Consider the following 19,819-nt stretch of genomic DNA (forward strand, 5'->3'; position numbering starts at 1 on the left):
TATATTATTTTACTGCTTGCCCAGCGCAGTATCTTTCTTTCTCGAACTCATCAATTTTTGCAATAACGGTTTGGCGCTGTACAGGAGATGTGAAGCAACATTTTTTAATATACCGGGTACAAACATTCTTACCAGATTATTTTTAGGGAGTACTTTTCGTGATAGCAGATCAATTGCCAGTGCAGAGCCTGTGCTTACAATAGCATCGTTGCGTGTTTCGCGCGAGGTAATTTTACCCAATACGGAGAGAAATACCATAAGAGGCCGTAACTCTTCCTTTAGTTCTTTTACATCTGTTTTTAGCTGCAGCTTCTGCAACTCCAGGGTAGCACGCAGACGCTCTTTTTCTTCCAGCAATTCTTTATACGTACGAATGCTACTCATAGATCCTTGCTATTAAAAAATTACGAACAACTGGCGCGAGATGTTTTCTATACAACAGAAACACTATAGCAATCAATATACCATATATACCTGCCACTATAAAAAAACCACCCACCATATTATCGATCGCGTGCCCGATCCACCAGCTAAAGCCCAGCCCTGAAAACAACAGCACAAACAACGCGAGAACACTAACTAAAATTACCAGCAAACTCTGCGATGCAATACCTGTAGCCTTATCTGTTGCGCTCAACATAGCCAGCCTGATCTGCGTTTCGAAATAATCGCCCGCATGTTCTACCAGGTTCTCGGTCTTTGTTTTTAATTCTGCCATAACTGACTTTGTCTTAGGGTAAATTTATGGAAGACCCTGCACAACGCCAGGTGCAACGCAGGTTCTATAAGGCACTGCACCTGAAGATGTGCATGAACAATTAACTGAAAGATTCCTTTACTCTGCCAAAGCGTGTCTCGGCATCTGATTTCAGCCCCTTTGCTTCTTTTACAATCTGATCTTTTGCGTGCGATAACTTATCTCTATTACTCATCACCATGTCAGTAAGGTCGCAAGCAAAATCATTAGCTGCTTTCGCTATCTTCTTACGAAGACCACTTCCTTTATCGGGTGCAATAAGTAACCCGATAACTGCACCGGCCGCTGCCGCTCCTAAAATTCCTAAAACGATCTTTCCTTTCTTATTCATAACTATACTTTTTAATACCTGATAATTACTCTGTAAAAAATCGTTCCCACTTTATTGGGTCTAAAATTACCACGACAACCACATGAACATGTTAATATTTTTTCTCTGGTTAGCATAACCTTCTTCTTGGTTTTTAGGTTATGATGAAAATGAGTTACTTGTACTTTCTTACCTGAGCATTTTGTGAAAAAAATTCTAATCATAGATGACGAACAGGACTTATGCTTGCTGCTGAAAACTTACCTGGTGCCACTACAGTATGATGTGCACCTGGCCTTTACATTAAAGGAAGGTATTCAGAAAATTGAAAGCATTTCTCCTGATATAGTTTTCCTGGATAATAATCTTCCGGATGGAATCGGCTGGGATAAGGTAAACTATATCCGGACGCGATTACCGGATACTACTATAAATCTGATGAGCGCTTATCGCGGATTTCCCGAAGAGTTGCATAGCGATACGGCGATTAAATTTTTAGAGAAGCCTATCAGCCTGGTAGCACTGAGACGCTTTCTATAAAGACTCTTCTTTTTTCTTTCTGCGTTCTTCCTTCCGCTGCCTTCTTCGTTCTTTTCGTTTTTCCTTCTTCAATTGTTTATCACTCTTGGGTGCAACGGTATCCTTATCCGTCACAGCTTCAATCCTGATTGTGCCTTCCGTATTTTTTTCGAATGCCTTTATAAAAGCGTTCGAGAATATACTCCAGAGTGCAGGCCATGCAGAAGTTTTTACATCATTTATATTGCCTGATAAAGGTACTCGCGTGGCAAAGCGGTCTTTAGGTTGATTGGTAAATATCTCCGCCAAAAATCCTACGATCGATTCCCACACAAGCTCCAGCGGCCGCTTCTTATCTTTTTCCCAGTTAACTATTTTCAAATCCTCAATAATAGGCTTTACATAGCCTTCTATTTTACCATCCAGCATAGCGAGCTCAGTATATAGATCGAACGTTCCTCGCTCTACGTCAATCTTGGCATACGCCTTAAAGAAATCATTCAGCGCTTTCAGATCAACATCTTCAAACTTCAGATCTATATCCATATCCGGAATCTGCTTCAGCACATTCATCTTCATTTTTACTCCCAGGCGGCCACCTCCCACAGATGTGGCTGTAAAGTGTGCTGTTGAGGGAAGCACCTGTTCATTGTCGGTTGCGTTAGAAAGATTTTCTGCAGAAGCATTTACCTCTGTCATTACCAGGTCAACATGCGGCTTGGTAGTAAAATCATAGAAAGCAATTTTACCGTTTGTAATCGTGAGCCTGTTTATATCTACCGGCATAAGATCTTTAATAGGTTTTGTCCAGTCAACATCCTTACCTGACTGATTTCCTTTACCACCTCCTATAAAATTCAACTCCGGTCTTTCAAATTCTACCTCGCCAACAATAGCACCATCAAATAGTGCAGACCATTCAATGGAAAGATCGAGCACCGGTATATATATAAAAGGGATTTTCTTTTGTCCATCTACTTTAAAAATGCGCAGCTCCTGTACCTGGTATGCTCCGCGGTATAAATGAATATCTACATCTTCAATAGAGCCTGTATAGCCAGGCAATGTTGCCAGCACTTTGTTTACATATTTGGTAACAAAGTAAGGCATAGCAAGACGCACTGCCACCAATATAAGAGCGATTGCTAACGGTATCCATATCTTTTTTGGCACATGCATCATCACTCCTTTCTTCGTTTTCTTTTTTCAACATCTTTTTTAGCGAGCACTTTCACCTGATCTTTATCTGCTTTTACGCGCAATGAAAAAGAAGATTTTAATCCTGAGAACAACGACTTCCACCAATAATTAAAAATGGCTTTCTTACGATCACGATAGAATAAAATAATGCCTGTTTGCTTGCTTCCTGTAACAAACCTGCCCGCATCATTCTTGATAAATGTATTGATAGCAAGGGTGAGTAAATTATTCTTCACAGCTTTGTCTTTCTTCTCTTTATCCTGTTTCAGACCAGTGAGCTTTAAATCTTTATAACTTATATCTACTATACCATCCGAGCGGTAATCATTGAATTTAAAATTGAAATTCAGTTTTGTCATCACGCCCGACTCGACCTGCATCTTTACCTGGGGCTTCAGCATGTCGTTCATTTTCTGCAAGGGAAAATCGCTAAGCGAACCTTTTAACACAGCCGGTTTCTTTGTATTGGAAAATTGACACGTAATAGCCAGTTTTCCGCTTCCCATAAACAAAGCCGATGCCTCCATATAGGGCGCACGCAAGGTTGTATCAGTAGAAATATGAAATATACCGGCCTGCAATTTTTTGAAATATACTGTGCCACTCGAGTCAGCTTCTTCGCCAACTTCTTCGTACGACACAGCGCTATTATAGATGCGAAGCGTATCAAGATTCAGATCGAAGGGCAATTTCTTCAACGCATCTACTGGCAACGGCATATAGGTGCGCTTCGGGAAAGGATAATGTTTATTCCGGTATATATCCAATGCAAAACTGAATTTCAGCAACGAAGCATTTACAAAAGACGAATCGCTCCATTCAAAATCAAGACCTTCAGCTACAAGACCCGTAATCATACCATGAAATCGATCGTCCTCTACGCGCTTACGCCTGGCATGTTCACTTTTTGAATAACGCGGTTTTATCCGCAGCGTATCCAGGTGTATATATTTACGCTCACGGTCAAGATCAAGATGATCAACCTGAAATATATAATATGACTGAACCACCAGCAGTGAATCGGTTTGTACGGCCCCAAAACTCCACGGCACAGGTCCATCATTTACACTAAATCCTGTTACCGCTATACTTCCTCGCAGCGTAAGTGTATCATTGGCGACACTATCCCTTATACGAATAAGAAGATGCTGAACAGAATAATTGTCAACGATAAAAGAAAGATCATTCTTCCGTGTTTCATCTTTTTGGACAGTATCTTTTTTCGAAGAGACGTTCATCAAAACAGAAACACTGTCTATACCAAGTTCTTTCAGATGAACACGCTTATGAAACAGCAATGGCAATAACCGAAGAGAATGAACGTGAAGACCGAAAATTTTCGCGGAGATATTTTTTTCTGCTATAGCAAGTGAGAGTGTATCAACAGTAACGCGATTTCGCCAAAGGCTTAGTTGAAGAGAATCGTATTCAATCGCTATACCTTTTGTTCGAAGTGAAGCAACTTTATCTTTTACCAGGCGATGCAGCAGGCCGGGTAAATATCGATTAGCACTGTATGCTAGTATACTCATCACCACTGCGAGCACCGCCACGATAATGAATACAGTTCGTTTCTTTTTCATATACACCTATACCTGTTACACTTCTCCTGACAGTTGCACAGTAACCATAGCAATTATTGCCGGCACTGTGCATACTGTAAGAAGTTATTGAACAGTGGTTGTTGTTATGAGTTGCCGGCTTCATTTTTTTCGGCCCACTTCTTCATTTTCTTATTGGCATAGATGGCAACTTCCACACGCCTGTTCTGATCGCGACCTGCATCAGAATTATTATCGGCTACGGGTTGCGTTTCTCCATAGCCAATGGTAGTAACACGACTGTTCTTAACATTCTGTGCTTCCAGGTAAGAAGCTACTGATCGTGCTCTTGCCTCCGAAAGCTTTTGATTATAGTCGTCACTTCCGGTGTTATCAGTATGTCCTTCAATAAGAATGTTTGTATCTTCATATTTATTCAAAGTAGCAGCCAGCTCGCGCAAATTGCCTTGTGTAGTAGCATTCAACTGCGAAGAGTTTACATTGAATAATAATCCTGAATTGAACGTGATCTTTATACCTTCACCTACACGTTCTACTTTGGCACCTTCCAAATCGCGTTTCAGTTCTTCTGCCTGTTTATCCATTTGTCTGCCGATCAATGCACCGGCAGCACCACCTACCGTTGCTCCGATAATAGCACCTACGGCTGTGTTTCCTGAACGCGAGCCTATCACGCCTCCTATAGCACCACCAGCACCGGCACCTATAGCACCGCCCTTGGTTGTGTTTGTGGCGTTACATCCCGTCATGATCTGCACGCTCATCGCTACGAACATGAACAATACAGATGCTTTTCCCAGAACTCCACTTTTTACGCTGTTCATAAAAACTCGTTTTAATGTATACTATATCTTATCTTATAATGATGTACAATACTTTTTACTCGTCACGCCCTTCTTATTACACCGAGTAATAAAGAAAGAATAGCCAATACAATCAGGACATGAATCAACCCGGTTGCACTATAAACAAATACTCCTAAAAGCCAGCCGATGATCAGTATCACGGCAATCAGATACAATAATGATCTCATAATAAATGGGGTTTAAAATTTCGAAAGCAGTAGATAAAAAAGCTTGCCATCCAAATAATAAACTGTAGAAAAAGTTGCTGATTACTATGTATTCTCCTATAACTATACCAGCCAATTGCAGATGTGTAGAATTTCTTATACATCACTTCATATATACTTTGCCGGCATTTTGGGGCACAACTTTTACAATGTTGTTCAGGAACAGAATATTTACAGGTATAGCTCATGATCAAAAAGTTTTTACTCAAGCTGGCTGAGATCTATCAATTCGTGGCAAAAGTGCTGCGCGAGATATTCCTTCCTCCTTACGATTGGAAAGAAACTTTGCGACAGTGTTTTATAGCAGGCAACAGGTCGTTGTTCCTGATTGTATTTACTTCCTTCCTCGCAGGAATTGTATTTACGCGACAGTCGCGGCCATCGCTATCTTCTTTTGGTGCAGAGTCGTGGTTGCCTTCGCTGGTATCACAAGCCGTAGTGCGATCGTTGGGCCCGCTTATTACAGGGCTTATCTGTGCAGGTAAATTAGGTTCTAACATGGGAGCAGAGCTTGGCAGTATGCGTGTAACCGAACAGATCGATGCGATGGAAGTATCGGGCACACGACCGTTCTCCTATTTGGTAGCCAGTCGTATAATGGCTGCTACATGTATGCTTCCCTTCCTGGTGGTGTTTGCTGATACGACTGCGTTGCTGGGCTCTTACTTTACAGTTCATTTTATGAACAACTCCAGCTTCAGACTATATTTTAATGATGTAGCAGTATCTGTTACCTATCTCGATATATTTTCTTCTCTTATCAAGGCTGCGTTCTTTGGTTTTGCTATAGGTATAGTAGGATGTTATGCAGGCTATCATGCGGAGCGCGGCACGGCCGGTGTAGGTAAAGCAGCCAATATAGCAGTGGTTGCATCGATGATCCTGATCTTTGTTATTGACCTGTTGAGTCTTCAATTTATTAATCTCTTCAGAAGATGAGCCTGGCACCATTACCATCATCGCCAGCCATACAAACACCTGATAAGAATGGTGTCGTGGTGGAGATACACCACCTGCAAAAATCATTTGGCGATACACCCGTGTTGCGCGATGTAAACCTGGAGCTTCATGAACGTGAAAACCTCGTTATACTCGGCCGCTCCGGCACGGGTAAATCTGTACTCATAAAATGCATGGTGGGTCTTATCATTCCCGATGGAGGTTCTATTCGTATACTGGATTATGATTTGCTCAATCTCTCGTATGAACAAATGAATGAAATGCGCTTGCATGTAGGCTTTTCATTTCAGGGAAGTGCGCTATATGATTCAATGAGCGTGCGCGAAAACCTGGAATTTCCATTAAAACGAAATCTGGGTATATCCCGACAGCGAGAACTCAATGAACGTGTAATGAATGCGTTGCAAGATGTAGGGCTCGAAGATGCTGCCGACAAAATGCCGGCTGAGCTCTCCGGTGGTATGAAAAAACGGATCGGCATTGCACGCACACTTATACTCAACCCGAAGATCATGCTATACGATGAACCTACTGCCGGGCTCGACCCCATCACTTCCATCGAGATCAATGAACTGATCATAAAAGTGCGCGACAAGTATAAAACTTCTTCCATCATTATCACGCACGACATCAGCAGTGCGCGCCATACATCCGACAGAGTCATTGCCCTGGTGGACGGCTATAGTAAATATGAAGGAACGTTTGATGAGATAAAAAAGACAACAGACCCGGAGCTGGAACCATTCTTTAATTATTAGTAGATACAGTTAACGATATATAGATATGAAAACGCGGGAAATAAGTCAGGATATAAAGCTCGGAGCCTTTGTGCTGGCCGGGTTGGCTATATTTATAGCTACGGTATTTCTTATTGGCAGTGAGAACAGCATCTTCAGCCGCACGTTTACGGTGGTGTCTATCTTTAAAAATGTAGAAGGATTAAAAGAAGGCGACAATGTGTGGCTCTCCGGAGTAAAGATCGGAACCGTAAAAGATGTTCGCATTGTTTCGGAAGGAAAAGTAGTAGTAGCGCTTCTATTGAAGGAACGCCAGAATGAATTTATCTCTAAAAATGCAACCGCCTATATAGGCTCCGATGGACTTGTAGGAAACAAGATCGTAGTGGTACGCCCGGGTAATGCAGCACAACACATTAATGATTACGACACGATCAATGCTGCTTCGCCCGCAGACACACAAGAGTTGATCAATATAGCAAAAGATGTAGGGCAGAATACACGCTCGCTAACCAACGATCTCCAGGCGATATCGCAAAAAGTAAAGAATGGCCAGGGTGTTGTAGGAGAGTTATTGAACGATGGTGCATTTGCTCAGGACCTTCGCCAAACAGTAAGCAGCTTGCGCACTGCTGGCGCTAATATGAATAGAGCTACAGCTGATTTGAATGTATTAGTAGCCGAAATAAAAAGTGGCGATGGCATGGTTAACAAATTGATTTATGATACAACATTATCTACCACGTTTAACACTGCCATGACGAATGTAAAGCAGGTATCCTCTAATGCTTCGAAGATTGCAGCCGACCTGCAGGAGGTAGCCTCCAAGATCAATAGTCATGATAACGCACTCGGACTTTTATTGGCCGATACTACGTTTGCCAAACGCATGGAGCATACGTTGATCAATGCCGAAAATGCATCGGGCAAGCTGGATGAAAACATGGAGGCACTTCAACATAACTTTCTATTGCGTGGCTACTTTAGAAAGAAGAGGAAAAATGAGAACAAGCAATAAAATATATACCACTGGCTCGTAGACATTCATCTACATAACACGTTGTGTAACGATCTGCTTTAACGGCATAAAGTTTTAGAAAAAAGAAAAAGACAAGTCAACGTCTCTAAACATTCTAAAACCCGAAAGTACCATGGAAAAGACAGCAAACACGAAGCGGGCAGCATCCAAAGATTCTGCCTCTCAACTGGAAGATTTTTTTGTTGACAGCCTGAAAGACATTTACTGGGCTGAAAAGCATTTGACAAAGGCATTGGCAAAAATGCAGAAGGCTGCTACATCAGAAGAACTGGCGAATGCTTTTGGCGATCACCTGACCGTAACACAAGAGCACGTGGCACGCGTAGAAAAAGTTTTTGAACTGCTGGAGAAAAAACCGCAGGCAAAAAAATGTGAAGCAATGGAAGGACTGATCAAAGAAGGAGAAGATATCATTGCAGAAACCGAAAAAGGATCTGCTACCCGCGATGTCGGATTGATACTGGCGGCACAAAAAGTTGAGCACTACGAGATCGCTACGTATGGTGGTCTGGCACAACTGGCCAAAACCCTGGGTCGCGAAGATATTAAAGATTTACTCGGCCAAACACTGGACGAAGAGAAGCAGGCAGACGAACTGCTCACGTCACTCGCAGAGTCTGATATAAACGAAACTGCGGAGCAGGAATCGTAGAAGCATTTCTGTTAAAGATTAATCGTTACACGTTAGCTGTTCATATTAACGTGTAGCGATTAATTGATAACGATTCGTAAGCTGTCTTCTACAGACAGCTTCTTTTTTGAAATATATACCTATATATACTTCCCAGCATGAATTCCACGCTGCATACAAGTCTTAGTCACCGTGAGTTTATCCGTCTCGACCGTAATTATGAAAAAGCTGCACGTGCTGCTTCGCTCAAATATGTTTCGGATACGGCACCCGGAATTGTGCGCATACGCAAAGGCAGAGGGTATATCTATAGAATAGACCGAAAGCCATTGCGTGCCAAAAAAGAAATTGATCGCATTAAACGACTTGCTATACCTCCATCATGGTCAAAGGTGTGGATCTGTGCTGATGGAGCAGGGCATATACAAGCTACAGGTTTTGACCTGCGCAACCGGAAACAATACCGCTATCATCCATTATGGACAGCCCTGCGCAACGAAACAAAATTCCATCGGCTATATGAATTTGGCAAGGCACTTCCCACTCTTCGGGTAAAGCTCGAGCAAGATCTCGACCGTAAAGAGTTATGCGAAGAGCGCGTGATTGCTACGGTTATCGCTCTGATGGAGCGCACCTATATTCGCATCGGGAATGATGGCTACGAGAAACTATATGGCTCATATGGCCTTACTACATTAAAAGATAAACATGTAGCGATTGAGGGAAGTAAAATTGACTTTTCGTTCAAAGGCAAGAAAGGTATATTTCATAAAGTAACTTTACAGAATAAACGTCTTGCACGCATCGTGAAGCAATGTCGCGAGATACCCGGCAAAGAACTCTTTCAATATTACGATGCCCAGGGTATACGCAAGTCCATCGACTCAGGCATGGTAAACAATTATATTCAACAAGCTACCGGCTTTGCATTTACAGCAAAAGATTTCAGAACGTGGGCAGGATCACTGCATTTTCTTCGTGAGTTAAAAGCGCTGGGAGATATAGCCTCGCAGGCAGAAAGTAAAAAGAATATTATAACAGCACTGGATGCCGTAAGTAAAAAGCTCGGCAACACACGATCAATTTGCCGAAGCTACTACGTGCACCCCGCACTTATTTCTCTTTACGAAGAAAACAACCTCACCAAATATCTTCACGACCTTGACGCTACGGAAATACCCGATGGCCAGGCCGACTTGACTGCTGATGAGAAAGTGCTGATGAAAATTTTGAGAGCGGCTACGAGCGGGAACTAGGTGTCCGCTAGAAGTTAATTGTTATTGGTTAACTGTTAATCGTAAAAGTGAGGTATAGGTTATACTAGGAGGTATAGATTGTGTTGCATAGAACGAATGGCTTCATTTCAACTTCACTCGCGCCCGGTGGAAAACCTGACATCACTCGAATAACGATAACGGTTAACGACTAACGTTTAACAGATAACCTGTACCCGGCATGCGGCTTTTTCCTTACTTTTGCTTCATGCTATTATATAACGTTACGATCGGTATCGATCGGGAGATAGAACAGGAATGGGTAAACTGGATGAAAGAACAGTATATTCCTGTGGTAATGAAAACAGAGATGTTTGCTGATTGGAAGATGTACAAAGTGCTGCACGATCAGGAAGATGGCTCTGTTTCGTACAGTGTGCAGTATTTTGCAACCGACATTCAGGAAGTTGTACGATTTGTTGAGCAAGTTGAGCCCGAATTAAACAAGGAGTTTCAAAGACGATTTAAAGACCGGCACGTTGCGTTCCGAACTCTTTTAGAAGAAGTATGAAACAAAACGATTTTTGAAATTGTTTTATCGTTATCTTGATAGAAATATATTTCCCCTCTGGAAACTATACCTCTCAACGTATATGAACGTCAGGAAGATCACCCCGGAAGAAATCTCACTGGTGCACTTTACGCATCAGGATGTGCTTGGCGATGAAGAGCAGAAAATACTGCGCGCGCACAAGCTTGTAAAGGCGGTCATGCTAAGTAATATGGAGCACCTGGATGTCGGACTTATCCTAAAGCTCGACACCGGTGAAGTAATCGAGACATTCTCGAACCTGGTAGATTTTGCCGATAACTATGTAGAAGTAAAAGGCGGCTCGCTTATTCCCGTCTGGGCTATTGTAGATGTGGAAGCCTGAAAGCACTACTCTAAACAAGATATACCAAGATATATATTTACTCGCGAGGTAAATTTCCGTTGCCGGGTTTTGGCAATCTCCTGTTATGATCCTCAGCAGGAGATTGCCTCCCTTTTGTTGTTCGTTACCCGCGATCGGTTAATTGTTAATCGCCAAATGTTTCAGCAACACCACTGCCAACTTCAATATTCGTTGATCGGTGTTCCTTGTTCGATATTCATCCCTGTTATCCGTTAATAGTCACGCGGTTGATGTTGAAAGTAAATCGTTTATTACCAGCAGCGTCACACTACTCCTTCTATTAACGTGTAACGATTAACACATAACTGCTAACCATTAACAACACTTAGTCCTTCGGATATTTACTCTTGTGCTCATCATAATCCCGCTGCGGATCATCGCCACTAAAATCAAGATCAATTTTAGGTGTAGCCAGCAGATCCACTCCTTTCAGTATATCGGGTAATTTTGCTGACACCGACCAATTCTTTCCTGAAAGAGAGATATATACTCCGCGGTCGTTATCATAATATACCGGGTAATCTTTAAAATATACATAGCGGGTTTTGGCGCGATAGCCGTGTGCCGGTGCCCAGGGTGGTGGACCTCCTCCTCGTTTCTCCGATTTCTGTTTCTTCTTGCTCTTTCCCTGCGCCATGGTATCCGTTGCTGTGATCACGGTTAGTGCCAGCAGAATAACAATCAATACACGATAATGCTTCATAGGTATTTTTTATTTGCAACAAAGATGGACACTGTACTGAATACAGTTTTGCTGAAAAGCACAAAAACCTTACAAGACTATAAGAAAGTATAATCCAGATGTTCTGACGCCACTAAAAATTGAAAATAAAGAACCGCTTACTCCCTATAGTCTAATCTATACCATACGCCTCCGATTAACGCATAACGATTAACCGTTAACTTATACCTAAGCAAAGAATTTCACTATCTGCTCGCGCTCCAGCGTACAGTTGAGCCAGTCGTTGCCGAACTTCGTGCCATACTTTTTATAGAAATTTATAGCAGGATCATTCCAGTCAAGTACTTGCCACATCATACCGGCACAATGCTGATCGAGTGAGTGCTGCATGGTACGTTCAAACAATTGCTTTCCTATACCTTTACCCCGCTCGCTCGCGGTAACAATGATATCTTCCAGGTAAAGACGTTTGCCTTTCCAGGTGGAGTAGCGCCAATAGTATAGCGATAAGCCTACTATACCATTTTCACTTTCAGCTATAAAAAATCCATAGATCGGGTTAGTGCCAAATCCATCGAGCTCCATCATCTCCAATGTATTGGTTACTTCATTGGGTGCGCGTTCGTATTCTGCCAATTCTTTAATAAGCTCCAGCACGCGCGGCAAGTCGTCCTTTTTACCAACCCGTATAGTTATAGTACTCATATATCAAAAATAAAAGAGGCGACTGTATATGCCGCCTCTTCGTGAAAATAATTTATACTCCGCTACATTTCTTTCTTTGCTACCGGAGGAATGATGCCCATGTTATACCACGCAAAGACATATTGATCGGCAGTCGACTCAATGGCCTTTGAAAGGTTGGATGCACCGTGTCCTGATTTTGTATCAATACGGATCAACACCGGATTTACTCCTGCCTGATTCTCCTGCAATGTAGCTGCAAACTTGAATGAGTGTGCCGGCACTACGCGATCGTCATGATCGGCCGTAGTTACCATCGTTGCCGGATAATTTGTACCTGGCTTTAACGCATGTACCGGAGAATACTTTCTCAAATATTCAAACATCTCCTTCGAGTCGTTCGCTGTGCCATAGTCGTACGCCCAACCTGCACCGGCTGTAAACGTGTGGTAGCGCAGCATATCCATTACCCCTACAGCGGGCAGCGCTACTTTCGCCAGGTCAGGACGCTGCGCCATGGTAGCGCCTACCAGTAGCCCACCGTTGGAGCCACCCGATATAGCGAGGTAATCGCTGGAAGTATATTTCTCTTTTATCAGGTATTCACCCGCGGCTATAAAATCGTCAAATACATTTTGCTTGTTAAGCTTCGTGCCCGCCAGGTGCCACTTCTCTCCATACTCGCCACCACCACGCAGGTTAGGCTGTGCATATATACCGCCATTCTCCAGCCATACTATACGCGAAGTATTAAAGCCCGGTGTAAGGCTTACGCCAAAGCCACCATACGCATATAGCAGTGTAGGGTTTTTACCATTCAGCTCAAGTCCTTTTTTATGTACGATAAACATCGGAATCTTGGTGCCATCTTTACTGGTATAAAACACCTGGTGTGTTTCGTATGCTTCCGGATCGAAATCTACCTTCGGTTTTTCATACAGGGTAGATTTACCGGAAGCTATATCATACTTGAATATAGACGTAGGATAGGTAAATGATGTAAAAGAATAGTATACGTCTTTATCGCCAATCTTGCCACCAAAGCCACCAGCAGTTCCTATACCAGGTAATTCTACTTCGCGTTCCTGTTTACCATGGTAGTCGAATTGCTTGATCAGTGTGCTCGCGTCTTTCAGGTAATTCACAAATAATTTTTTACCCGCTGTACTTACACCTTGCAGTGCGTTCTCTGATTCAGGAATTATATCTTTCCAATGCTCAGGCGTTGGACTGGCGAAATCTACTTCTACTATGCGATCGTTCGGAGCATTGAGGTTTGTTTGAATAATCAATCGCGAACCATCATTGTCAATGATGTTATGATTGTTATCAAAGTTATTCACCAGGTTTACCAGCTTGCCTTTCGGGTCTTTCAGATCCTGTACATATAATTCGTTACCAGTTGTGCTGGTGGCTGCTGATATTACGAGGAAGCGTTCATCTTCTGTAAGGCCAGCTCCTATATATCTGCGTGGCGTAACTTCGCCACCAAACACCAGCTTATCGTCACTTTGTGGTGTACCGAGTTTGTGATAGTATAGTTTATGATGTTGTGTCTTAGATGAAAGCTCGCTGCCTTTCGGTTTATCATAGCTGCTATAGTAGAAGCCTTCGTTACCCTTCCATGCTATACCGGTAAATTTCAGATCGCGCAGCGAATCTTCCACCACGGTTTTATCAACGGTCTTGATCACGATTGCTTTGCGCCAATCAGATCCGCCTTCAGAAATAAGATAAGCGGTAAGCGATGCATCCTTGGTAAAGAATACTCCCGAGAGTCCTGTTGTACCATCTTTTGAAAAAGTATTCGGATCGAGAAATACTTCTGGTGTACCGTTCTCCCCTTTCTTACGGTAGAGAACACTGTGGTTCTGCAAACCATCATTCTTATAGTAGTAATAATATTCGCCTTCTTTAAAGGGAGCACTGAGGCGCTCGTAATTATATACTTCTTCCAGGCGTTTCTTTACTGTTTCGCGATAGGGAATTTTATTCAGGAAGCCGAATGTGATATCATTCTGTTCTTTTACCCAATTCGCGGTTTCCTGCGCGGTATCATTCTCCAGCCAGCGATATGGGTCCGCCACTTTAACATCAAAATATGTGTCGACCGAGTCGACTTTCTTGGTTTCGGGATATTTCATACTACTACTCTCTTTCTTCGTTGAACAAGCCACAGCCAGCAACGCGAGGCAAGTTATCTGTAAACATGTTTGGGTTTTCATGCAGGAATGTATTTAATGTTTTAAAATACACTTTCCTTTTTATCGCCACCAAATAAACTTGGGATGAACGGTGAAATTAGTTGCGAGCTGCAAGCTACGAGTTGCTAGACGTGGCCAGTACTATGACGCGTATAAGCTATACAATGTTTGTCTGTGAATGGGATATTTGCTTCTCGAATAAATGCAATGAGACGGAAAGTTTGAAAGACCGAAAGTTCGGAATGCAATGCTTTTAAACGACTAACGAATAACTATTAACTGCTAACGCACTCATCCCACTCCCACACCCCTGGCAGCTCGAAGCTTATAAACTCGCAGCTCCTCTAGCTTTCGTTTTCGAAATATAGCTTATAGAAGTGCTTGCCGGTTACTTCGTCAAATCCTTTCTCGATCAGTTCGCGGTTGCCGTGTATATAGATGTGAAAATTTTTATCGAGCTTTAATACACTTTTAAAAATACGCGCCTGGCGTTTTACAGCCTGCGCAGAAATTTCAAAGTTATCCATCGGGTCAATGTTGTTCGAAGTCATAAAGTTGTTCCCGAAATTTCGGAACGACTCGATCACATCTACATTGCCGAGTACATTTACTTCAAACTCCGATTTACTGAACTCTTCATTCGAGCGGAAGAAATCCATCGAGCGATTCAACAGATCGATTTTATCCGCTTTTGATACACTGAACTCTTCTGACAGTTGCTCCTCTACATATTGCTTGGTGAGCTGCATAAAGTTATGCGTATGATGAAACGCATCCGACCGTGGCTTTATATTCAGAAAGTCGTGCTTCCAGAAATGCGCGTCCGATTTATTGATGTTATCTACCATCAATACTTTATACCCTTCGTCTTCTTCGCGATTGAGTATCAAACAACCTTTATCAAGCTTCTTTACATTTATACCTTCATCGGCATGCAGACTGAACTGATGCGAAAGCTTCAGATAATTTTCTTTGTTCTCCGACTTAAATATACCGATCGCCTCTACGTTGTCGTTCTGCACTTCTACACTTTGAAAGAAGGCTATATATAGTTCACCCGGCTTAATGTTAGGGTGCTGTGTTGCTTCATACAAATGCTTGGCCAGGTTCATGGAGTTTTCATGAAACGACTCGGGCTCTTTAAATATCTGCGATGCAAACTGATATATAGGGTTGAGCTTGAAATCTTCGTTGGAGAAAGTAAAGGTATAGAACGCAGGCGTACCGAAGTTGGAAAGAAAATACGTACGCAGCAGCGCATGTATATTTTCGTTATCTACCTCGATAGGTGCTTCCGAAAGCCGGAGCGAATCGCCATTGGCGCGATTGCCTATATAGTGTGCCGATACTTCGCGAATCTTGGCAAATTCAAAGTCGATCATGGGGCCGTTAATTGTTAGCTGTTACACGTTATCGGTATAGCAGTTAATCGGTTTAAAAATATACTATATCTAGCTGCGAGCTTATAGCTGCGAGACGTGTGAGTAATGGGAGTGAAGAGGGATTGAGCACGCACGCAATTTTGTTACGCCGTACCCAGTCAGTTGGAAACACCTGACTGCACATAACTTCACATAGCGAGCAACAACTACCGAAGTAAAACACACTCATAATCCCCACGCTCACACTTCTGGCTAGAAGCTAACAACTCGCAGCTATTTAATAACATCAAATCCGGTATACGGCACCAATACTTTGGGTATACGTATACCATCCTTCGTCTGGTTGTTCTCCAATATAGCAGCTACTATCCGTGGCAATGCCAGCGCGCTGCCATTGAGTGTATGGAGTAATTGTGTTTTACCTTCTTTGTTTTTATAGCGCAGCTTGAGGCGATTTGCCTGGAAGGTTTCAAAGTTACTTACAGAGCTTACCTCGAGCCAACGTTGCTGTGCAGCAGAGAAAACTTCCATGTCGTAAGTCATAGCAGCGTTAAAGCCCATGTCGCCGCCACAGAGTAATAATTTTCTGTATGGCAATTCCAGTTTCTCCAGCAAGCCCTGCACATGCGCGCACATTTCATCCAATACCTGGTATGATTCTTCCGGCTTGCGCACCTGCACGATTTCTACTTTATCAAACTGATGCAGGCGATTCAGTCCACGTACGTGCGCGCCCCAGCTACCTGCTTCTCTGCGAAAGCATGGAGTATATCCGGCATTCTTTATGGGCAGATCATCTTCCGCAAGCATTACATCGCGGTATAGATTGGTGATCGGTACTTCTGCCGTTGGTATAAGATATAGTCCGTCTTCATTCACAAAGTACATTTGCCCTTCTTTATCGGGTAGTTGTCCTGTGCCATAGCCGGAAGCTTCGTTTACCACTATAGGAGGTTGTATCTCGCGATAGCCGAGTCGAGCAGCTTCATCGAGAAAGAAGTTGATGAGAGCACGCTGCAATCGCGCACCTTTGCCTTTATATACCGGGAAGCCGGCACCGGCTATTTTTATACCGAGATCAAAATCAATGATGTCGTATTTCTTGATGAGCTCCCAATGCGGCAAAGCATCGCTATCAAGCTGCGGAACTGTTCCGTGCTCGTATACGTTTATATTGTCGTCTGCACCAACACCGGCCGGTACTTTCTCGTGTGGAACGTTGGGGATCTTATACAACAATTCAAGCTGCTTCTTCTCGTATGTATCAAGTTCCGCTTCCAGCGTTTTTACTTTGTCTTTATCGGCTGCTACAGCAGCGCGTAGTGCAGTAGCTTCATCCTGTTTGCCCGACTTCATTAACTCGCCAATTTTTTTGGCGTCATTGTTCGATTTAGCTTTCAGATCATCGAGTACCTTTTGAGTATCTCTGCGTAACTGATCGTTTTCGAGCACATGTTGAATGAGTGTCTGTGCATCTTTGATGTTTCGTTTACCCAAACCTTGAATGATCTTTTCGGTTTGTTCACGAATGATGGCTACCTGTAGCATGCGTATGATTTTTTAAGGGTTCCAAAATTAAGTTTTTTTGATTGCGTTGAGCTTTTGCCGTTCGAATAAAAATATTTAACCATTTGATAATTTTTAATTTTGGGTTATACTTGCAATGTCATTCGGCTTTTATCTCAAGCCCTCTGAATATAAATCCGGAATTCTTTACCAAATTTTGTTTTCTAGTTATCTGTTTTCTCATGGACGTTACTATTCAGCTATTTGCTGATCACCACAACCAATTCACATATCATTTTTAACTAAACACATTCATTTTTATCTCATGTACACTATTGACGACCTGAATGTCAGGCTGCTTTCTGAGTTGAAAGAAATTGCAGAGGATATGGGCGTAAAGAACGCCAAGAAGCTTTCAAAACAAGATCTCATCTACAAAATCCTCGATCAACAAGCTGTATCAGGCGATACATCCGCTCCCGCCAAAAAAGCTGCCGTTACTCCTGCTCCTGAAACTGCTGACGCTACTGAAAACTCCGCTGCACCTGAGCGCAAGATGCGCCCGCGCAGACGCGAAAATGTAGCACCCGCTGCTGCTCAACAGGCTCCTCCGCCTAAAGCAGAAACTGATTTTACTTCTGACGAATTACTCGACTCTATAAATCTCGACTTCGATGCTCCGTCATCTTCTTCTTCAACGCCTCAAAACTTTGAAGAGAGTACGGATGACAGCGATATAGAAAATATCATTATCAACGAAGAGCCTCGCCACGAGCGCATGCCTGAAAGACCACAACATCAGCGTGCTTCTATACGTGAGTTCGATGGCGCCATCAGCAATGAAGGTGTACTCGAAATCATGCAGGATGGTTACGGTTTCCTCCGTTCATCAGACTATAATTACCTGGCCAGCCCTGACGATATTTATGTATCGCCATCGCAGATAAAATTATTCGGCCTCAAAACTGGCGATACTGTAAAAGGTCTGATCCGCCCTCCGAAAGAAGGCGAAAAATACTTTGCACTCTTAAAGGTTGAATCCGTTAACGGTAAAACAACGGAAGAGATACGCGACCGCGTTGCTTTCGAATACCTGACTCCGCTTTTCCCTGAGCAAAAACTACGACTCAGCACTACTCCTGATAATATGTCGACCCGTATACTTGACCTGTTCTCGCCTATAGGTAAAGGACAACGCGGTATGATTGTGGCGCAACCTAAAACAGGTAAAACTGTATTGCTGAAAAATATAGCGAATGCTATAGCACAAAATCACCCGGAAGTATACCTGATCGTATTGCTGATCGATGAACGCCCGGAAGAAGTTACCGATATGGCGCGCAGTGTAAATGCAGAAGTAATTGCTTCTACATTCGATGAACAAGCTGAACGCCACGTAAAAGTTTCCAGTATCGTGCTGGAGAAAGCCAAGCGCATGGTAGAATGCGGACACGATGTAGTTATACTCCTCGATTCTATTACACGTCTGGCCCGGGCCTATAACACGGTAGTTCCATCATCCGGTAAAATACTCTCGGGTGGTGTGGATGCCAACGCACTGCACAAGCCGAAGCGTTTCTTTGGTGCTGCACGTAAGATCGAAAACGGTGGTTCACTCACCATTATAGCAACAGCATTGATCGATACCGGCTCGAAGATGGATGAAGTTATCTTCGAAGAATTTAAAGGTACCGGTAACATGGAATTGCAGCTCGACCGCAAACTGTCTAACAGACGCGTATACCCTGCTATAGATGTACCGGCATCAGGCACACGCAGAGAAGATCTGTTGATGAAAGAAGAAGAACTGCAGCGCGTATGGATACTGCGCAAGTTTATGTCTGACATGAACTCGGTAGAAGCCATGGAATTTTTGCAAGGCAAGATGAAAGGCACCCGCACAAACGAAGAGTTCCTGCTCTCGATGAACGGGTAAATATATACCGCTATAGATTTAAGGAAGCCGTTCCGTTATGGGGCGGCTTTTTGTTTTTAAGGAGAAGGAGATTGGAAGATATAGGAATTGGAAGATTGAAAGATTACAAAATTGAAAAATTATAGGATCAGAAAATTAAAATACACCGCCATTTTGAAGGAGGTGCGACTGAGTGATTCCTTTATCGAAGCTACAGTTCTGAGCTGAGAGTATAATTATTAGAAGATCGGAAGATTAGGCAGGTATATATCTTCCGGTATTTCTCTTTGTGCACCCCTGCGTCTTCTCTGTGCAACTCCGTGCCACTGGATTTCAATCACACACACTCACACCCTAATCTTCCAATCTTATAATCTTATTAATCTTCTAATCTTCCAATTCCCTTCTCTTCGGAAACAAAAACCCGTCACTCGGAAAGTAAATCTGCTTGTTGGGAAAGAAATGTTCCAACGATCATACAGGCGTTGT

The 19,819-nt window shown here is 42.9% G+C and carries 21 protein-coding genes; 9 read left to right on the forward strand and 12 right to left on the reverse strand.

The features are described from left to right. Nucleotides 1–9 precede the first annotated feature (9 nt). The 3 genes from VIN08_RS11860 to VIN08_RS11870 all read right to left on the reverse strand — a co-directional run bounded on the left by VIN08_RS11860 (nucleotide 10) and on the right by VIN08_RS11870 (nucleotide 1,088). On the reverse strand, nucleotides 10–384 hold the full coding sequence (locus VIN08_RS11860) for a hypothetical protein (RefSeq protein WP_331964961.1): 375 nt from the start codon (nucleotides 382–384) through the stop codon (nucleotides 10–12). Further along, nucleotides 377–718 carry a phage holin family protein gene (locus VIN08_RS11865; protein ID WP_331964964.1) on the reverse strand — a complete coding sequence of 114 codons (342 nt, stop codon included), beginning with the start codon at nucleotides 716–718 and terminating at the stop codon, nucleotides 377–379. Before VIN08_RS11865 ends, VIN08_RS11860 begins: the two co-directional genes overlap by 8 nt. A 100-nt stretch (nucleotides 719–818) precedes the next feature. After that, a complete protein-coding gene (locus tag VIN08_RS11870; protein WP_331964972.1) occupies nucleotides 819–1,088 on the reverse strand; it encodes a YtxH domain-containing protein in 270 nt (89 codons plus the stop codon). Nucleotides 1,089–1,271: 183 nt separating this feature from the next. Between VIN08_RS11870 and VIN08_RS11875 the strand changes: the two genes are divergently transcribed. After that, on the forward strand, nucleotides 1,272–1,607 hold the full coding sequence (locus VIN08_RS11875) for a response regulator (protein WP_331964975.1): 336 nt from the start codon (nucleotides 1,272–1,274) through the stop codon (nucleotides 1,605–1,607). Here the strand turns inward: VIN08_RS11875 and VIN08_RS11880 are convergent. From VIN08_RS11880 to VIN08_RS11895, 4 genes are all read right to left on the reverse strand, one after another. Next, nucleotides 1,602–2,768: a DUF748 domain-containing protein gene (locus VIN08_RS11880; protein ID WP_331964978.1), complete on the reverse strand. Its 1,167-nt coding sequence runs from the start codon at nucleotides 2,766–2,768 to the stop codon at nucleotides 1,602–1,604. The genes VIN08_RS11875 and VIN08_RS11880 overlap by 6 nt on opposite strands. Beyond that, complete coding sequence (locus tag VIN08_RS11885) at nucleotides 2,768–4,369, reverse strand: DUF748 domain-containing protein (protein WP_331964980.1); 1,602 nt, start codon at nucleotides 4,367–4,369, stop codon at nucleotides 2,768–2,770. Before VIN08_RS11885 ends, VIN08_RS11880 begins: the two co-directional genes overlap by 1 nt. Before the next feature lie 104 nt (nucleotides 4,370–4,473). Next, nucleotides 4,474–5,172 (reverse strand): OmpA family protein, encoded by a 699-nt coding sequence (locus tag VIN08_RS11890; protein WP_331964983.1) that lies wholly within the window; start codon nucleotides 5,170–5,172, stop codon nucleotides 4,474–4,476. Between the two features lie 62 nt (nucleotides 5,173–5,234). Continuing rightward, nucleotides 5,235–5,381: a lmo0937 family membrane protein gene (locus VIN08_RS11895; protein ID WP_143785778.1), complete on the reverse strand. Its 147-nt coding sequence runs from the start codon at nucleotides 5,379–5,381 to the stop codon at nucleotides 5,235–5,237. Nucleotides 5,382–5,606: 225 nt separating this feature from the next. Here VIN08_RS11895 and VIN08_RS11900 point away from each other — a divergent pair, with 225 nt between their 5' ends. From VIN08_RS11900 to VIN08_RS11930, 7 genes are all read left to right on the forward strand, one after another. Further along, nucleotides 5,607–6,359: an ABC transporter permease gene (locus VIN08_RS11900; protein ID WP_331964989.1), complete on the forward strand. Its 753-nt coding sequence runs from the start codon at nucleotides 5,607–5,609 to the stop codon at nucleotides 6,357–6,359. After that, nucleotides 6,356–7,138, forward strand: a complete 783-nt coding sequence (locus tag VIN08_RS11905) for an ABC transporter ATP-binding protein (protein WP_331964992.1) — start codon at nucleotides 6,356–6,358, stop codon at nucleotides 7,136–7,138. The genes VIN08_RS11900 and VIN08_RS11905 overlap by 4 nt, the downstream gene beginning before the upstream one ends. 25 nt (nucleotides 7,139–7,163) lie before the next feature. Continuing rightward, nucleotides 7,164–8,135, forward strand: coding sequence for an MlaD family protein (locus VIN08_RS11910; RefSeq protein ID WP_331964995.1), 972 nt, complete (start codon nucleotides 7,164–7,166; stop codon nucleotides 8,133–8,135). A gap of 133 nt (nucleotides 8,136–8,268) precedes the next feature. Further along, nucleotides 8,269–8,808 carry a ferritin-like domain-containing protein gene (locus VIN08_RS11915; RefSeq protein WP_331964998.1) on the forward strand — a complete coding sequence of 180 codons (540 nt, stop codon included), beginning with the start codon at nucleotides 8,269–8,271 and terminating at the stop codon, nucleotides 8,806–8,808. Between the two features lie 137 nt (nucleotides 8,809–8,945). Beyond that, nucleotides 8,946–10,043 carry a DNA topoisomerase IB gene (locus tag VIN08_RS11920; RefSeq protein WP_331965000.1) on the forward strand — a complete coding sequence of 366 codons (1,098 nt, stop codon included), beginning with the start codon at nucleotides 8,946–8,948 and terminating at the stop codon, nucleotides 10,041–10,043. A 226-nt stretch (nucleotides 10,044–10,269) separates the two neighbouring features. Then, nucleotides 10,270–10,572 (forward strand): DUF4286 family protein, encoded by a 303-nt coding sequence (locus VIN08_RS11925; protein WP_331965003.1) that lies wholly within the window; start codon nucleotides 10,270–10,272, stop codon nucleotides 10,570–10,572. An 82-nt stretch (nucleotides 10,573–10,654) separates the two neighbouring features. After that, nucleotides 10,655–10,936, forward strand: a complete 282-nt coding sequence (locus VIN08_RS11930; RefSeq protein WP_331965006.1) for a hypothetical protein — start codon at nucleotides 10,655–10,657, stop codon at nucleotides 10,934–10,936. A gap of 346 nt (nucleotides 10,937–11,282) precedes the next feature. Here the strand turns inward: VIN08_RS11930 and VIN08_RS11935 are convergent, their stop codons facing one another. The 5 genes from VIN08_RS11935 to serS all read right to left on the reverse strand — a co-directional run bounded on the left by VIN08_RS11935 (nucleotide 11,283) and on the right by serS (nucleotide 17,457). Next, the gene (locus tag VIN08_RS11935) at nucleotides 11,283–11,660 is read right to left on the reverse strand and encodes a hypothetical protein (protein ID WP_331965009.1); all 378 of its coding nucleotides are present in this window, start codon (nucleotides 11,658–11,660) and stop codon (nucleotides 11,283–11,285) included. A gap of 207 nt (nucleotides 11,661–11,867) precedes the next feature. Further along, nucleotides 11,868–12,344, reverse strand: coding sequence for a GNAT family N-acetyltransferase (locus tag VIN08_RS11940; RefSeq protein WP_331965012.1), 477 nt, complete (start codon nucleotides 12,342–12,344; stop codon nucleotides 11,868–11,870). Nucleotides 12,345–12,406: 62 nt separating this feature from the next. Then, nucleotides 12,407–14,548: a prolyl oligopeptidase family serine peptidase gene (locus tag VIN08_RS11945; protein WP_331965015.1), complete on the reverse strand. Its 2,142-nt coding sequence runs from the start codon at nucleotides 14,546–14,548 to the stop codon at nucleotides 12,407–12,409. Nucleotides 14,549–14,871: 323 nt separating this feature from the next. Continuing rightward, nucleotides 14,872–15,909 carry a nucleoid-associated protein gene (locus tag VIN08_RS11950; RefSeq protein ID WP_331965018.1) on the reverse strand — a complete coding sequence of 346 codons (1,038 nt, stop codon included), beginning with the start codon at nucleotides 15,907–15,909 and terminating at the stop codon, nucleotides 14,872–14,874. Nucleotides 15,910–16,182: 273 nt separating this feature from the next. Beyond that, complete coding sequence (serS, locus tag VIN08_RS11955) at nucleotides 16,183–17,457, reverse strand: serine--tRNA ligase (RefSeq protein ID WP_331965021.1); 1,275 nt, start codon at nucleotides 17,455–17,457, stop codon at nucleotides 16,183–16,185. Nucleotides 17,458–17,740: 283 nt separating this feature from the next. Between serS and rho the strand changes: the two genes are divergently transcribed. Continuing rightward, nucleotides 17,741–19,351 (forward strand): transcription termination factor Rho, encoded by a 1,611-nt coding sequence (gene rho / locus VIN08_RS11960; RefSeq protein ID WP_331965024.1) that lies wholly within the window; start codon nucleotides 17,741–17,743, stop codon nucleotides 19,349–19,351. The last annotated feature ends 468 nt before the right edge of the window (nucleotides 19,352–19,819 follow it).

Origin of the sequence: Ohtaekwangia sp., assembly GCF_036568665.1 — a bacterium.
Classification (GTDB): domain Bacteria; phylum Bacteroidota; class Bacteroidia; order Cytophagales; family Cyclobacteriaceae; genus Ohtaekwangia.

What these genes read in the sequence shown, in the direction of transcription:
- VIN08_RS11945 (WP_331965015.1), bottom strand. Translation starts at nt 14,548, where the DNA reads ATGAAAACCCAAACATGTTTACAGATAACTTGCCTCGCGTTGCTGGCT.
- VIN08_RS11930 (WP_331965006.1), top strand. Translation starts at nt 10,655, where the DNA reads ATGAACGTCAGGAAGATCACCCCGGAAGAAATCTCACTGGTGCACTTT.
- VIN08_RS11935 (WP_331965009.1), bottom strand. Translation starts at nt 11,660, where the DNA reads ATGAAGCATTATCGTGTATTGATTGTTATTCTGCTGGCACTAACCGTG.
- VIN08_RS11910 (WP_331964995.1), top strand. Translation starts at nt 7,164, where the DNA reads ATGAAAACGCGGGAAATAAGTCAGGATATAAAGCTCGGAGCCTTTGTG.
- serS (WP_331965021.1), bottom strand. Translation starts at nt 17,457, where the DNA reads ATGCTACAGGTAGCCATCATTCGTGAACAAACCGAAAAGATCATTCAA.
- VIN08_RS11865 (WP_331964964.1), bottom strand. Translation starts at nt 718, where the DNA reads ATGGCAGAATTAAAAACAAAGACCGAGAACCTGGTAGAACATGCGGGC.
- VIN08_RS11925 (WP_331965003.1), top strand. Translation starts at nt 10,270, where the DNA reads ATGCTATTATATAACGTTACGATCGGTATCGATCGGGAGATAGAACAG.
- VIN08_RS11915 (WP_331964998.1), top strand. Translation starts at nt 8,269, where the DNA reads ATGGAAAAGACAGCAAACACGAAGCGGGCAGCATCCAAAGATTCTGCC.
- VIN08_RS11890 (WP_331964983.1), bottom strand. Translation starts at nt 5,172, where the DNA reads ATGAACAGCGTAAAAAGTGGAGTTCTGGGAAAAGCATCTGTATTGTTC.
- VIN08_RS11950 (WP_331965018.1), bottom strand. Translation starts at nt 15,909, where the DNA reads ATGATCGACTTTGAATTTGCCAAGATTCGCGAAGTATCGGCACACTAT.
- VIN08_RS11880 (WP_331964978.1), bottom strand. Translation starts at nt 2,768, where the DNA reads ATGATGCATGTGCCAAAAAAGATATGGATACCGTTAGCAATCGCTCTT.
- VIN08_RS11905 (WP_331964992.1), top strand. Translation starts at nt 6,356, where the DNA reads ATGAGCCTGGCACCATTACCATCATCGCCAGCCATACAAACACCTGAT.
- VIN08_RS11870 (WP_331964972.1), bottom strand. Translation starts at nt 1,088, where the DNA reads ATGAATAAGAAAGGAAAGATCGTTTTAGGAATTTTAGGAGCGGCAGCG.
- VIN08_RS11940 (WP_331965012.1), bottom strand. Translation starts at nt 12,344, where the DNA reads ATGAGTACTATAACTATACGGGTTGGTAAAAAGGACGACTTGCCGCGC.
- VIN08_RS11920 (WP_331965000.1), top strand. Translation starts at nt 8,946, where the DNA reads ATGAATTCCACGCTGCATACAAGTCTTAGTCACCGTGAGTTTATCCGT.
- VIN08_RS11895 (WP_143785778.1), bottom strand. Translation starts at nt 5,381, where the DNA reads ATGAGATCATTATTGTATCTGATTGCCGTGATACTGATCATCGGCTGG.
- VIN08_RS11860 (WP_331964961.1), bottom strand. Translation starts at nt 384, where the DNA reads ATGAGTAGCATTCGTACGTATAAAGAATTGCTGGAAGAAAAAGAGCGT.
- VIN08_RS11900 (WP_331964989.1), top strand. Translation starts at nt 5,607, where the DNA reads ATGATCAAAAAGTTTTTACTCAAGCTGGCTGAGATCTATCAATTCGTG.
- rho (WP_331965024.1), top strand. Translation starts at nt 17,741, where the DNA reads ATGTACACTATTGACGACCTGAATGTCAGGCTGCTTTCTGAGTTGAAA.
- VIN08_RS11885 (WP_331964980.1), bottom strand. Translation starts at nt 4,369, where the DNA reads ATGAAAAAGAAACGAACTGTATTCATTATCGTGGCGGTGCTCGCAGTG.